Annotated in this window: 9 protein-coding genes; 4 read left to right on the forward strand and 5 right to left on the reverse strand. The window is 71.2% G+C overall.

Going from position 1 to position 13598, the window contains the following annotated elements; translation table 11 throughout:
- Both D6718_05590 and D6718_05595 read left to right on the forward strand, forming a co-directional pair.
- Positions 1 to 1222: hypothetical protein (locus D6718_05590; GenBank protein RMG46438.1), on the forward strand; the 1222-nt coding region annotated here is incomplete at its 5' end.
- A gap of 170 nt (positions 1223 to 1392) precedes the next feature.
- Positions 1393 to 3414 (forward strand): hypothetical protein, encoded by a 2022-nt coding sequence (locus D6718_05595; GenBank protein ID RMG46439.1) that lies wholly within the window; start codon positions 1393 to 1395, stop codon positions 3412 to 3414.
- Between the two features lie 4 nt (positions 3415 to 3418).
- Here the strand turns inward: D6718_05595 and D6718_05600 are convergent, their stop codons facing one another.
- The 5 genes from D6718_05600 to D6718_05620 all read right to left on the reverse strand — a co-directional run bounded on the left by D6718_05600 (position 3419) and on the right by D6718_05620 (position 11918).
- Positions 3419 to 5365, reverse strand: coding sequence for a hypothetical protein (locus tag D6718_05600; GenBank protein ID RMG46440.1), 1947 nt, complete (start codon positions 5363 to 5365; stop codon positions 3419 to 3421).
- 119 nt (positions 5366 to 5484) lie between these two features.
- The gene (locus D6718_05605; protein ID RMG46441.1) at positions 5485 to 7764 is read right to left on the reverse strand and encodes a VWA domain-containing protein; all 2280 of its coding nucleotides are present in this window, start codon (positions 7762 to 7764) and stop codon (positions 5485 to 5487) included.
- Positions 7733 to 8947 (reverse strand): tetratricopeptide repeat protein, encoded by a 1215-nt coding sequence (locus D6718_05610; GenBank protein RMG46442.1) that lies wholly within the window; start codon positions 8945 to 8947, stop codon positions 7733 to 7735. Before D6718_05610 ends, D6718_05605 begins: the two co-directional genes overlap by 32 nt.
- Before the next feature lie 79 nt (positions 8948 to 9026).
- Positions 9027 to 9641: a hypothetical protein gene (locus D6718_05615; protein ID RMG46443.1), complete on the reverse strand. Its 615-nt coding sequence runs from the start codon at positions 9639 to 9641 to the stop codon at positions 9027 to 9029.
- A 162-nt stretch (positions 9642 to 9803) separates the two neighbouring features.
- Positions 9804 to 11918, reverse strand: a complete 2115-nt coding sequence (locus D6718_05620; protein ID RMG46444.1) for a hypothetical protein — start codon at positions 11916 to 11918, stop codon at positions 9804 to 9806.
- A 77-nt stretch (positions 11919 to 11995) separates the two neighbouring features.
- Between D6718_05620 and D6718_05625 the strand changes: the two genes are divergently transcribed.
- Both D6718_05625 and D6718_05630 read left to right on the forward strand, forming a co-directional pair.
- Positions 11996 to 13105 (forward strand): glycosyltransferase, encoded by a 1110-nt coding sequence (locus D6718_05625; protein RMG46445.1) that lies wholly within the window; start codon positions 11996 to 11998, stop codon positions 13103 to 13105.
- A complete protein-coding gene (locus tag D6718_05630; GenBank protein ID RMG46446.1) occupies positions 13102 to 13422 on the forward strand; it encodes a YhbY family RNA-binding protein in 321 nt (106 codons plus the stop codon). Before D6718_05625 ends, D6718_05630 begins: the two co-directional genes overlap by 4 nt.
- Positions 13423 to 13598 lie beyond the last annotated feature (176 nt).

Here is a 13598-nt window from a genome sequence, read left to right on the forward strand (position 1 = left end):
CCTCGAACCCGTCCGGCTCGCCCGGGCCCCCGCCCTGCTCACCGCGAGGCTGCGCGCCCTCGCCGCCGCTTCTCGCCTTCGTGCGGGAGACGCTGGAGACGCGCTCGAGATCGCCCGGGACGCCCTTCTCGACCTGGAGGAAGCCGACCGGGCCGAGGAACTCTTGCCCCGACCCCTCGCCCCGATCGCGGGCGAGCCGTCCGCCCTCGGCCTCGAACTCGCGGACCTGGCCGCGCGCGCCGGGGTGTCCGCCGGTGTGCCGGTCGCCGCGGTGACCAGCGAGTTCCTCCGCAACCTCGCGCGGATCGCCCGGAGGTGGTCGGCGCGGGCCGCACCCTGGCCGGAGGACACCGGGCGGTGGTCCGCCGGGTTGCCGGCGGGAAGCTGCCTGGTGGTGGCCGCAGCGCCCGGCGACGGCTTCGCGGTCGCCCTTTCTCCCGAACTGGGAGCCTGGACGGGACCGGCGGGCGGGGTCGCGCAGTCGCCGCCGTGCCGATCGGCGCGCGCGGTGATCTGGCTCGGTCCGGCGCCGCCGCCGGGAGGGCTGGCCCTGGAAGGATCGACCCGGGTCCTTCTCCGGTGGCCGGGCCCGCTGGAGTCGACGCAGCCTGCCGGCGCGAGCGCTTCGGGAAGAGCGACCCGCGTCGGGCCGGGGAGACCTCGGCCGATCCGCCGGGTGGTGGAGGAGCTCGCCGGATCGCCCGAGGTGTCGTCCGGAGGCGAAGAGGGCGCGCTCTATGTCGGCGCGGGGCTCGCGCTGACGCGGTTTCCCCTCGCCTCCGGCTGGCTGGTCCCCCCGGCAGGGGACGATCCGGACGGCTGGTGCGGCCCCTTCGCGCTGCAGCGCCGCGCGGGAGGCCCAGAGGGTCTGATGGCGCTCGGTGTTCGGTTCAGCGGTGTGCCCGGAACTCCGGAAACGGGACCATGGGTCCTGGCCGAAGCGGCGTTGGCCGCCGGCCATCGCTTCCTTCTGCTTTCCAGGCGACCACTCGAGGAGGCCGAGATCGCCCGCATCGCCCGCCGTTGGTCCCGCTGGCAGGCGGACCCTCTCGCCGAGGCCGGGCGGACCGCCCGGGAGGCGCCGGAGCTGGCGCGCGTCCTGGAGTTGTGGGGCACTCCCGATCTCGCGGTGTCCGGCTCGAAGAGAAAGCTCTGGCCGTGGGTCCTCGCGGCCCTGATCGCCGGCGCCGTCGCGTGGCTGCTTGCCGCTCGCCGCTTCTGACCGTGTTTCCCACTCGCGGAATCCCGTCCGGATTCCGCCGGAGTCCCGCCATCCGGGCCGGTCTAGAATCGCCCGCGGTCCGGCCCGCTCGCCGGCGAGGGAGGGAAACCGTGACAGCAGCGCTCCTGGCCGCCGCCGTGGTGGCTGCAGCCGCGTCAGCGGACGCAGCGGTGCCGGAGCAACGGGAGGCGGTCGAGGTCCGGCTCGTTCAGGTTCCGGTCTCGGTCATCGATCCCCGCTCGGGTGGTTACGCTTCGGTTTCCGGCCTGGGTCCCGAGGCGTTCGAGTTGCGTGTCGACGGGAAGCGGGTGGCACCGGACCGGCTGATCGTCGACGAGATCTGCGGGCGCGCCTCCGAGCGCATCCGGCCCGTCTTCGTGATCGTCGACTTCAACTACCTCGACGGGCGGGCCCGAATCAAGGTCGCCGAGGCGCTGGCCTCGCTCGCGGCGCGGGCCGCTTCGCTTCCCGCATCCTTCCAGGTCTACGGGCTCACGCGGCAGCTTCGCGCGCTCACCCCGGAACCGACCCGTGACCGGGAGGCCCTCGAGCGAGCCGCGGAAGCGATCCGGCGCACGGCCTACCGGCAACGTCCGCCGGGCCCCGACATCGGGGCGGAAAGCGAGGCCGATGCCCTCTTTCCGGGCGCCTCCCGGCGGGGGGACGTGGACGAGTTCCGGCCGAGCTACGAGCTGTTCGGCCGGAGCGAACCGGCGGGGGCGGCAGTCAGCTCGTTCCTGTCGGCCGAAGCCCGGCTCGCCGACTTCTGGACCCAAGCGCGGAGTCCGTATCACCCGGCATCCTCGCTCGCTGCCATCGAGGCGGTGATGCGGGCCCATGCCGACACTCCGGGTCGCAAGATCGTGCTCCTGTTCACCAGCGAGGCGTTCCGCTTTCCGTCCGACGACGAACTCCACCCGGCCACCCGGGCCATCCGGGAGCTCGCGGGTCGCGGGTATTCGATCTGGACCGTCGACACCGAGGGCCTGTCGCGAAGCGGCTCTTCGGGATCGAAACTGCTCTCCTCGCTCGCGCGTGACACCGGGGGAGCGCTGATCCGGAAACTGGGAGACCTCTCGAAGGCGTTCGATGGCCCGGTCGAACAACTTTCCTGCTACTACCTTCTGAGCTGGAAGCAGCCGGCACCGAGCCGCCGGACGGAACGCTTTCAGCTGACCGTCAAGCTTCGCTCCGACCGCGACCGCTCGCTCTGGGGATTGCGGGTCGTCGCCCCGGGGACTCTGACGCTCGTCGATCCGATCACGAGGCTTCGGGGCCTGAGGATCGGCGCCCTGCTGGCCCCGCAGGACTACCCCCGGCCGCCGGTGGATGTCGCCCTCGATTTCCCGCGACCGGCCGGAGAGATCGCGGTCATGCCTTTCCGCGTCCGCGTGCCCTTGAAGGATCTGACCTGGCTTCCCGCTCCGGACGGCGGCGTGCAGAGCCGACTCGTGACCGATGCCGTGGTGGAACAGGCCACCCGCGCGGGGATCGAAATCCTGTGCCAGTTCGGCGCCGACCGCCGCGGCGGGATGCTGGGCCTGGTCCTTCCCCGCCCTCCGGCTCCGAGCGATCCGGGGGCGCTGGCGATCGGGATGGAGTGCCCGGTGAAGCGGCCGAAGGGGCTGGTGAGCGCCCGGGCGGCAGCGACCGACCTCGCCGCGCGAACGGTCGGGGGCGGTCGTGCTTCGGTGACGCTCGGGGATTCCGATACGTCCGCCTGGCACGCGTTCGGACCTCGGGTCGAGACAGCGAGCGGTCGCGACCTCGTCTGGCGACCGGGCATGAAGACGGCGAAACGCGACGTGGAGCGATCCTCCTGGGCGTTTCTCCCGGAGCGCGACGCGGCGTCGCCGGAGGACCGGCTCGCCCTCGCCTATTTGCTCTGCGGTCCCGACCTCTCGCGCGCGGCTCAGGAGGTGCGCCACGCGCTCGTGGCGGCCCAAGGGGACGCGACAAGGATCGTGATGTCTTTCGACTCGTCAGCGATTCCCGCGGCGCCACCGGGTCCCGGGTGTGTTCCGGTCCGTGTCACCGTGCCGGAGTTCAGCCTCCAACCGGGAGGCTACGCCTTCGCGATCCTTCGCCGTGGAACGGATGCTTCGACGCTGCCGGTCTCGGCCGTCCGCGGCGATACTCCCGCTGGGAGCGACGGGGTGCTGGGAGTCGCGGCCTTCCGCGTGGGCGACTGACGCCTCATCGGGGCGGGGCGCCGGTGACCGCGATGCCCCGCAGCCGGGCCCGAGCCGTCGAGGCCAGGCGATCCGCCGCGGCGCAGTCGCGGGTCACGCGCGCGAACTCGGCGACAGCCTCCGCACGCCGTCCCGCTGCGAGGAGCACCTCTCCGCGGGCGATGCGTGCCTTGCATGCCAGCAGGGGCGGGACGCCCGCCAGGTGGAAGTCGGGCCGGCCGCCGGTCGTGGGCCGATCGGGATGGGCGGCGATGAACCGCGCGAACGCCTCGGCGGCCTCGTCGTAACGGCCGAGATCCCGCAGGCAGACGGCGATCGACCGCTGCGCCGCGTTGGACCAGTCGGCGGCGATTCCCGGAATCCGCAGCACCGCGCGGTACTCCGGCAACGCTTCCTCGCATCGGCCCAGCGCGCGCAGCGTATCGGCCAGACGGATCCGCGCCATCGGGTTGTCCGGCTCCCGTTCGGCGGCCCGACGCCGCCACCTCAACGCCTCCTCCTTCCGGCCCTCCCGGTCGGCGACGACGGCGAGGTTCAGCTCGTCGGACGGCGGGAGAGTCGGGCGCTCAGGAAAGGTGGCCAACCCGATCCCGACCATTCCCGCGGCGGCGACCGCGGCGGCGCACCACCGCCACCAGGCGATCGTTCGCCGCTCTGCCGGGAGCCGCACGAGCCCCACCGCCGCCACCGGAAGGGCCAGCAGCACTGCAGGCAGGCGGTAGCGGGCGGTGTTGAAGAAGAGCACCGGCGTCGCCGCCCAAGCGAGGGCGAGGACGAGGATCGGCGCGCGCGGCCGCCGCGGGGAGCGACCCGCGAGGACGATTCCGGCAGCGAGCAGCGGCCCCACGATCCCGAACGGGAGGGCGAAACGGCCCCAGCGCCCCATCGTCACGGCGAGGATGGGTGAGCGGGCCTTCGCCTCGCTGAATCGCCGGTTGTTCGGAATCTCGTAGCTGCCGAGGAGAATCGCAGCCTTCTTTCCCAGAAGGAGTAGGCCCCCGGCCGGATCCGACCAGGCGCGCCGCAGCGTCTGCTCGAGAAAGAAGCGCTGGTGGTCCGCTCCGCGGGTGAGTCCGAGCTCCCGTGGAGCCCGGAAGAGCCGCATCCAGGCCAGGTCGGCATGCCAGTTGCCGCTCGTTTGATCGAATGCCGGGTCGTTCCCCATGAACAGGTTGATCCCGCCGTTCCAGGAGATGAGCACGGGATCGCGCTCGACGAAGGTGTTCCGGGAGGCCACGGGGAGGACCACGAGAGCCGCCGGCACGGCGACGAGCGCCGCCGCGCGTCCGGGCCTCAGCCCGGCCCAACGCCCCCGCCGCGCCGCGGCCGCCGCCCATATCGAGGCCGCGGCGACCGCCAGCAAACCGTTGGCACGCGTGACCGAGACGAGTCCCAGCACCAAACCGGCGAGCGCGAGGCTTCGTTCCGGCCGAGGGCTGCCGGCACTGTCGAACAGCAGGTCAGCGGCGGCGAGCAGACCGACGGTGACGATCGGCACGAGGAGCATCGTCGTGTCGAAGTGAATGGCCGTTCCGTACACAGCGGCGGTCAATCCCGCGGCCCAGGCCGCCCTCCGTCCTCCGAGCCTTCGGCCGAGAACGGCCACCAGCGACACGCTGACGGTACCGAGCGCCACCGACAGCAACCGTGCCGCCACGACACCGACGCGATCCCCGAACAGGGCGAACAGCACCGCGAGCAGATACGAATAGAGCGGGCCTTTGTAGTAAGCGCCGTCCCCGGCGAGCAGCCAGCCCTTCTCCAGGATCCGGTGCGCGACGTCGGCGTGGTACCAGCTATCGACGACGGGATGCAGGAAAAGCGGGTCGCGAGCGGCGGCGAAAGCGAGATGCGCCAGGCGCAGCGTACCGCCCAGCAGCGTAGGCCAGAGCCAACAAGCCTCGAAACGGCGACGCACGGAGCGCTCTCCCCCGCCGTGGCGGTCGGGCATTCTCCGCCGGGAAGCCTTCCTCCCTCAACCCGCGTGAGGCGCTTCCCCGATGGTGCGCTGCCGCGCCGGCGGGGCGCCCCCTTCTCCACGACGCTCCCGGGGCGGTCGCGCCACCCTTCTTATTCGGGGGAGATCACCCGCAGCGCGGACGACGCCTGTGCCGTTTGGCCGCCCGGAACCTTCGTTGCGATCACCCGCAGGCTGTAGTCGCCCGCGGGAACCGATCGGAGATCGAGCACGGCCAGGATGTCCAAGCGGTGTCCCTCGTCCCGCATCGCCAGCAGCCGATAGGTCACGGGAGGCAGCAGCGGCTCCGCCGAAGCTCCACCGCCTTCCGGCACCAGCTCCCAATCGAGCCGCAGGGGAGAGCCTTCCCCTGCTGGCGGAGGCGGCGGCGCGAGAACGCTGATCGCCACCGGAACCGGCGAGCCGGCTGGCACCGCCGAAAGGCCGCGGACCACGGGCAGCGGCCTGCCGGGTCCTGGCGCCAGCGGAGGAACCTCTCCAGCCGTGTCGCGACCCGCTCCGGGTATCGGCGCGCCGCTCCCAAAGACGTCGTACACCGGAAGCGCCGTCGGGGGATCTTCGAGCAGCACGGGCCGGGTGATCCCGAATGCGACGCGGGATCGCGCGGGAACGGCCACGATCCTCCGCCACCGCCCTTCGGCACCCGATCCGGTGCGCACGGCGATCTCCAACTCGAGCTCCATCGGCGGAAGCTCCATCGCTTCGAGGAAGTACAAAGAAGCGGGACGCCCCTCTCCCGGCTCGGACCGCAGCCGGGCTGAAACCTTCCGCGTGTCTCCGGCGATCTCCATGCCGGACAGCCGGGCGGCGAGCCTCACCTCGAGAGCGATCTCCTGTGCGTCGGGAGGGGGGCCCGAAACGCGGACGGGAAGGAGCACGAGCGTCCGGCCGTTTTGCCCCGGATAGAACAGAGGCTCACAGGACAGCCGGAGCGGCACCGGCACCGCCGTCGCGGGACCCGGCGCCGCAGAATCCGCGCGCGCCGCGCGCGCCGTTCGCGCGGCCGGCCGGGGAGCGACGCGTCCCCTCGCGCTGATGGCCCGTAGCCCGCGGCCCTCCACTTCCACCTTCAGCGGAACGAAAGCCCGGCTCGGATCGGAGAGGTCGCTCGGCCGGTACCCGATCAGGTAGTAGTGGCTGAGGTCGTCGTCCGCCGCCCGGAGCCCTTCGAGGAAGTCGCGATTTCGCCAGAACCTGCCGCCGGTCTCCCCGGCCAGCGCCACGTGGATCTCCCGATGCGCGTTGGCCGCATCCACCTGAGCGCCGAGTTGGAGCACGTCGAGCCACTCCGAGCCGAGACCGATTTGATCGAGCATGTCCCGGAAGTTCTGCGCCACCGACGCGTCCGCGAATCCTCCCTCGACGCCGACGTCGTAGGTAAAGACGCGGATTCCCGCGTCCTGCAACGAGGCGAGCATGTCTCGGAAACGACTGGTGAAACCGCCGCGTGCGTTGGTCGTCCTCGACCGCGTGAGGGGGAAGCCCCCAGTGAACAACAGCACCGCCTTCGTTCCCTCGACCTGTGCCAGGGCACGCGCGATATCGTCGACGTTCGTGTAGAACTGATCGCGTTCGGCGGCGAGCAGGTCGCTTCCGAACCGGCCCGAATTGAGGAGCTGCTGCTCGAGAATGTCGCGCCGGAGGGCGCCTCCCTGCTCGATCCGCTGCTTGGTCATTTCCTGGCCGATCGATGTCCCCGGGAAAACGCGAGCGGCGTCGATGGCGGCTTCGAGCGTCTCGATATCGCTGGTGAAGCTGCACAGGGAACGCAGGAACGGGGTCATCTCGTAGACCGCGACCCGGTCCTTGGGACGAAGGCGCTCCCGGAGCCACTGCTTCGCAGCGCGCCGCATCTGGGAAATCCGGAGCGGCGACGGGTTGTTGTAGCCGTCGAAGACGATGGCGAACCAGCGCGGGTTGTCGAGCCGGGCCCGGGCGGCCTTGCGCGCCGCCTCCAGCACCGCCGAACTGGCGAGGCCCGTCGAGCCCGCCGCCGGTTCGGCCTCGACGCCCGGCGACCCTTCCTTCGCCCGCGGCTCGGCCCGGGGCTTCGCCGCCGCGGGGGCCGCCAGGTCGATCTCGTCGAAGGAGACGATCGGGATCGGCCGCTTCCTCTCCTTCAGCGTGAAAGCCGAGCGCGGCAGATTGCGGACGTGCCGCCCCTTGTGGTCGACGACCACCACCTCGAGCAGCGCCAGCCGGACGTCGACCTTCTCCCGGTAGCCGCCCTCGAGCGGCGGCGCTTCCGTGCCGCCCGCCGCGAGAGCGCCTCCGCCCGACAACATCGCGGCGCAGAGGAGCGGCGCGGCCAGCCGGAGCCCCGGGCCGCGCCGCCCACCGTCACTTTTCGGAGAGCGACGCGACGATGGCACGGACGTTCTCCGCCTCCGGCGAGTCCGGAGCGAGTTCGAGGAACTTCTTCAGGCACTCGACAGCCCCCGGAAGGTCGCCGAGGTTCAGGCGGCTGTAACCGAGCAGCCGATGCGCGTCGGCGAAGTCGGGCTTCATTTGGATCGTCTTCTCGAACAGTTCGGCGGCCTTCTCGTATTCGCCCTTGTTGAAGTGATCCGCACCAAGATTGAAGGTGATCGTCGGATCCTCCGCCCCCGACGACTGCACCTCCTCCATGAGTTGTCGCGCGCGCTCGGTTTTGCCGAGCTTCAGGTAGATATCGGCGAGCACCGATTTCACGTCGAGGCGCTCGGGCGCGAGCTCGAGGACCTTCTCCAGCGACGCCGCCGCCTCGTCGAGCCGTCCGAGCTTCTGGAGGACGAGCGCCTCCTCGAAGTGCGTGTCGCGCACCACCTGCGGGTTCGAGGCCGTGGCCGCTTCCTCCCGCATCGCCGCCACCGCAGCCTCGAGATCGCCCTTTTCGGCCAGGAGCTTGCCCTTGAGCAGGCGGGCTCCCTCCAGGCCGCCGGGCGCGGCGATGGCGCGCTCGACGGCAGCGAGGCCGTCGTCGATCCGGCCTTCCCGGAGAGCGCAGAAGGCCGCCAGGTAATTGAACGTGGGATCGTCCGGGTAGACCTCGAGGTTCCGGTCGATCTCCTCCTTGGCCTCGCGGGTCCGGCCCGCCTCGATCATCTGCACGATCGCGCTCGTGTCGGTGAGCCGCGTCCCGGTGCCGTACTCGCCCGGCTCCATCTTCGTCGGCGCCATGACGATGTCGTAGTCCACCGTCGTGAGTCCGGTGACGGTGAACTGGGGCAGCTCCGCCCCCGGCGGAGTGTCGGTGTCCACCTTCCAGACGCTCTCGTCGTCCGGCGTCGAGATGTTGATGCGGATGTGAGTGACTCGCATCCCCTCCTTGATGGCCGTGAGCCGGTAGTTCGAGGGGCGCAGATTGCCCACGACGAACTTTCCTTTCTTGCTCTTCGTGCGCACGGTCATGAAGGCACGGTTGGACGGTGTGAGCGTGATCCGCACCCCATTCACGGGGTTGCCGTCCTTGTCGGTCACCTTTCCCCGCACGATGCCGTCAGCCAACGCGGTACCCGGCAGGAGCAGGGCCGCGAGGATCAGCGACATGAGCGTGACTCGTCGAAACTGGAGCATGATCACCGTCTCCCTCGGTTCGGGCCCGGCGAACCGTGCGCCGGGCAAGCCGTCGGGCGTCCCCGCCGCTTCCGTCCGATCACCGGAGCGCAAAGCGGACGACGTAGGTTTCAGGGTGGTTCACGGGCCGCACGAGCAATGTGAATCTCTTCCGGTGGATCCCCTCGGGGGGCACGGGAAAGTAGAGGTATCCCCACGTCAGTTGCCGGCGGCCGAGCTCCACGCGTTCCTGGACCGCGCTCGTCTCGCCGCTGAAGGGAAACAGCCGCCAAGCCACCGGCGCGTACAGGTTCTGGAACCGCGCGAAAAGGATGTCCTGAAAGGCATCGGCCAGGCGGACGTCGCGGCGGGACCGGTGGTAGGTCTCGAGGAACTCGCGGTGGCCGATCGTCGGGTACTGTTGCCCTGTCTCCGTCTCGAGGGTGAAAGACTCCCGCGCGAAGGTCAGGGGACCCGCCGACTGGTTCGCCAGGGCGATCCCGAGCGGAAAAACCGGTTCGTGCTTCTGGTACTGAGCCGCTCGCCCGTCGACGGCGATGAACAGCACTCGCCCGTCCTCGTAGTAGACGAACGGGTTCAGCTTGGGAGAAACGGGAAGGGCTCCCGGACGCGCGGCCGGGGTCGTGCACCCGGCCCACAAAACGATCGCGCCGGCGAGCGCCCCTGCGCCCGCCCACCGCCGCCAGAGGGACACTCGCGTGTCAGGCACCTGGGACGCTCCCCGAGCCATCGGCACACGACACCGGCCGTCCGCGGTCATGGTGCCGCCGCAGCCGGCCGGTGCCGCCATCGAGGCTAAGTCGATGTTACCGCGGGGCCTGCGGTTGTCAAACGCGCGACCCCGCGGGGCCGTCGCTCAGTCTCCCCAGAGGATGCCGTCGGCCCACAGGACGCCGTCGGCCCAGAGAATCCCGTCGGCCCACAGAATCCCGTCAGCCCACAGGATCCCGTCACCCCACAGAATCCCGTCCGGCATCAGCATCCCGTCGGCCCACAGGATCCCGTCGGCCCACAGGATCCCGTCGGCCCACAGAATCCCGTCGGCCCACAGAATCCCGTCGGCCCACAGAATCCCATCGGGACCGAGACGCGCCGCCTGCTCGTCGAGGTCGAACGGGCCATAGGCGGCATCGGCCCAAAGAATCCCGTCGGCCCACAGGATCCCGTCACCGGAGACGACCTGGTCCTGCCAGGTGACGGTGTTGCCGTAGAGAACGCCGTCGGTCCAGAGCACGCCGGTTCCGTTCACCTGCCCGTCGCCCCAGCGGATACCGCGCGCCCGGAACATCTGCCTCGAGAAGTACCAGCCGTCGACGTAGATGACCGGCGAATCCCAGGGGACGGTCTCCCCGGCGATCTGGGAGGCGAGCCCCGAGGCGAGCAGATCGAGGCTCGGCGTGGCGCTCTCCCCGGGCGGAAGCGAACCCGGATCGGCCACGAGCGCCGCCGCCAGCGCACCGGCCGCGTCGGCGTTGACCAGGCCCGCACCCTGCTCGAGCCGGCCCCAGTCGGGCAACGTCTGTGCGGTGCGCATCAGGACCGCCTTCAGGGTCAGCGGGTCGAGGTCGGGGCGCTCTTCGTACAGGAGGGCTGCGATGCCGCTGACGATCGGGGCGGCCATCGAGGTGCCGGACAGCTCCATGTAGTCGCCGCCGACCAGCAGCTCGGGGTGCTCGGTCGCCAGCGTCGAGCCGGGCGAAACGAGCGAGACGATCCGATTGCCCGGCGCGAGGATGTCCGGCTTCATCAGGTTGTCGTAGCGCTTCTCGCTTTCCGAGATCGTGCCGTCGCCGTCGGCGTCCTCGCCGGTGAACGAGCGCGTCGGTCCGCGCGAAGAGTACGTGGTGACGCCGTCGTCGGAACGCTTGTCGGTCTGGAACGTGTTCGCGGCACCGACGGTGATGACGCGCGGCGCGTTCGCCGGCGAGAGGATCCCGCCGTAGATCTTGTTGCCGTCCTTGTCCTTGCCGTAGTTGCCGGCCGCCACGACCACCGTGATGCCGCGGTCGATCAGCGCCTCGACCGCCTGGCACAGGGGGTCCTTCTCGTAGGACTCGTGCGGCGCGGTGCCGACCGAAAGGTTGACCACCCGGATCCCGCTGGCGGGACCGTAGTCGTCGACCCACTGCAGCGCTTCCAAGAGGTCGTCGAGCTGGCCGGATCCGGTGGCGTCGAGGACGCGCAGGTCGACCAGCATCGCCCCGGGAGCGGCCCCTGCGTAGGACCGGCTGTAGCCCACCTGCGAGCGCAGGCCGCTCCCCGCGATCAGACCGGCCACGTGGGTGCCGTGGCCGAACGGGTCGAAGGTCGGCCCCGGATCGTCCGCCGCGAAGTTGACGTGCAGAACGACCCGGCTCCCGGCCGCCCCTTGGAGGTCGGGGTGCTCGTAGATGCCGGAGTCGATCACGGCGACCCCGACGCCAGCCCCCGTCACCGGATGCGAGGCGAACAGGGCGGTGATTCCCGAGGCGGTGCGCACGTGGCTGTCCCCACCCGCGATCTCTCCGCTCGCCTGCGTGACGTCGACCGTTCCCCCCGGATCGGGCGTCGTGGTGTACGCCTGCTTCACCTTGGGGGCCTTGAACCTCGCCGGCATCAGCGGGCGGTTCGGCGTGACGTACTCGACCGCTTGGCTCTCGAGGAGGTCGGCGAGAGCGGCGTCGACGTTGGCGCCGTCGAGATCCACCACGGCGAGGCCGAAGTCGGCGTGCTGCCCGGCGACCTGCATCCTCGCGTCCGCGTCGATCGCGGCGAGAGCGGCAGGGTGCTTCACCTTGACGATCACGCGCATCGGCGCGCCGGCGGGATGCTTGGCGCGCGCCTGGGCGAGGTCCGGGGCTGCCCGTTTCTCCGCCGCCTTGCTCAGCGGAAGCCCGAGCGGACGGCTTCCGGCGAGCGCCCCCGCCGTGGCGAGCGCTCCCGCGACGAGGGTCGCGAGCAGGCATCGAAGGATCGGCCGGCGTCGGATCATGGCGGTTCTCCCGCGCCCACGCGTTCGGGCGCCGCCCGGCGGAATGCAAGCGCGATGCCCCCGCGGAACCCGTCCCGATGTCGAGGTTTGCCGCCCGGGCGACGGACGCCGCCCGCGGCGGTGTCCGGAAGCCGTGTCCGGGATTCGGACAGCTCGACCGCACCGGGCCCGCCAGCGCGAACGGCCCGCTCCGCCCCCTCCGGACCCCGGGAAGCGCCAGCGGCAGGGCGTCCCCGCGGCAGCGGCGCGCCGCGCCCGGCACGGCGGCGGAGTCCCACCGTTCGCTCGGGGCGGCGTTCTCGGTCACCGCTCGAAAGGCGCCCCCGGGGCGCCGTCCGCGGGGGCTAGAATTCCGCTTTCCGGCTCCTCCGGAGAGAGGCGGGACGACGACCGTGGCCAGTGGGAAAGGAGCGGCCGGGCCACGCCTGAGCGCCGCGATCATCACCAGGAACGAGGCGCACAACCTCCCGCGTCTCCTCGAGGCTCTCCGCGGCGTCGCGGACGAGGTGGTGGTGGTGGACAGCGGCTCGGACGACGGGACGCCCGAGATCGCCCGCCGATTCGGCGCCCGGGTGATCGAGACCGACTGGCCCGGTTTCGGCCTGCAAAAGCAGCGGGCGCTCGCGGCATGCCGGGGGGAATGGGTGCTCTCCATCGACGCCGACGAGGTCCCGGACGAAGCCCTCGCCGCGGCCCTCTCCCGGCTCCCGCCGCCCGACTCCACAACCTACCGCGGGTTCGCGGTGGACCGCTTGACCTGGTATTTGGGGGACTTCCTCCGACACGTGTGGTCTCCCGACTGGATCACTCGGGTGGTCCGCCGCGGGGCGGGCCGGTTCACCGACTCGCGCGTGCACGAGCGGCTCGTCGTCGACGGCCCGGTGGGCCGGCTTCCCGGCCGGCTGTTGCACTATTCCTTCCGAGACCTGAGCGACCACATCGAGCGAACCGTCCGCTACGCGCGGCTGGGAGCGCAGGAGCTGGAGCGCCGGGGGCGGCGCAGCCGGGCCGTCGATCTCGCGCTCCGGCCGGCGGCCTCCTTCGTCCAGCGCTACCTCCTCAAGCGAGGCTTCTTGGACGGCTACCGGGGCCTGATCGCCGCCGGCGTCACCGCCGCGGGCACCTTTTTCAAGTACGCGTTCCTCTTCGAGCGCTCGCTCGCGCGGAACGGAGGGGAGAAGCGGTGACGCCGCGGTTCACGAGCCGGGGCCGCGAGCGGCGCTCGATACGGGCCGCGCTCCACGGAGAGCGCCCCGCGGTGCGGATCGGCAAGGCGGGGGCCACCGAGGCCGTTCTCGCCTCCGTCCGGGAGGCCCTGTCCGCCAGAGAGGCGATCAAGCTCGCGGTCGGCAAGGGGTACGCCGGCAGCGTGCGAGAGCTCGCGGTCGAGGTGGCGCAGCGCGCCGGAGCGGAACTCGTCGCGGTGACCGGTCGGACCTTCATCCTCTTCCGTCCCGAAGAGGAGGCCGAACCCGACCCGGAGGGAACGGAGAACCTTCGCTGACCGGTCGCCGGCCGGCCGAGCTCCGCCAGCGGCCCCTCGCCGCCCGGCGGGGCCCCTCTTGCGCTCGCCCGTTCCAAGAAAGCGAAGTGCATCCGCGATGGTGCGTCCTTCCGCCGAAGTCGCTGGAAGATCGAAGGCTCGCATCTCGAATGGACCGATGCCCGAGGATCGGGCCG

Source organism: Acidobacteriota bacterium (assembly GCA_003696075.1).
Taxonomy (GTDB): Bacteria; Acidobacteriota; Polarisedimenticolia; order J045; family J045; genus J045.

Bases quoted from the DNA above. Each gene is read 5' to 3' on its own strand.
- D6718_05600 (RMG46440.1), bottom strand. From the start codon at position 5,365: ATGCCCGACCGCCACGGCGGGGGAGAGCGCTCCGTGCGTCGCCGTTTC.
- D6718_05620 (RMG46444.1), bottom strand. From the start codon at position 11,918: ATGATCCGACGCCGGCCGATCCTTCGATGCCTGCTCGCGACCCTCGTC.
- D6718_05610 (RMG46442.1), bottom strand. From the start codon at position 8,947: ATGCTCCAGTTTCGACGAGTCACGCTCATGTCGCTGATCCTCGCGGCC.
- D6718_05625 (RMG46445.1), top strand. From the start codon at position 11,996: ATGTCGAGGTTTGCCGCCCGGGCGACGGACGCCGCCCGCGGCGGTGTC.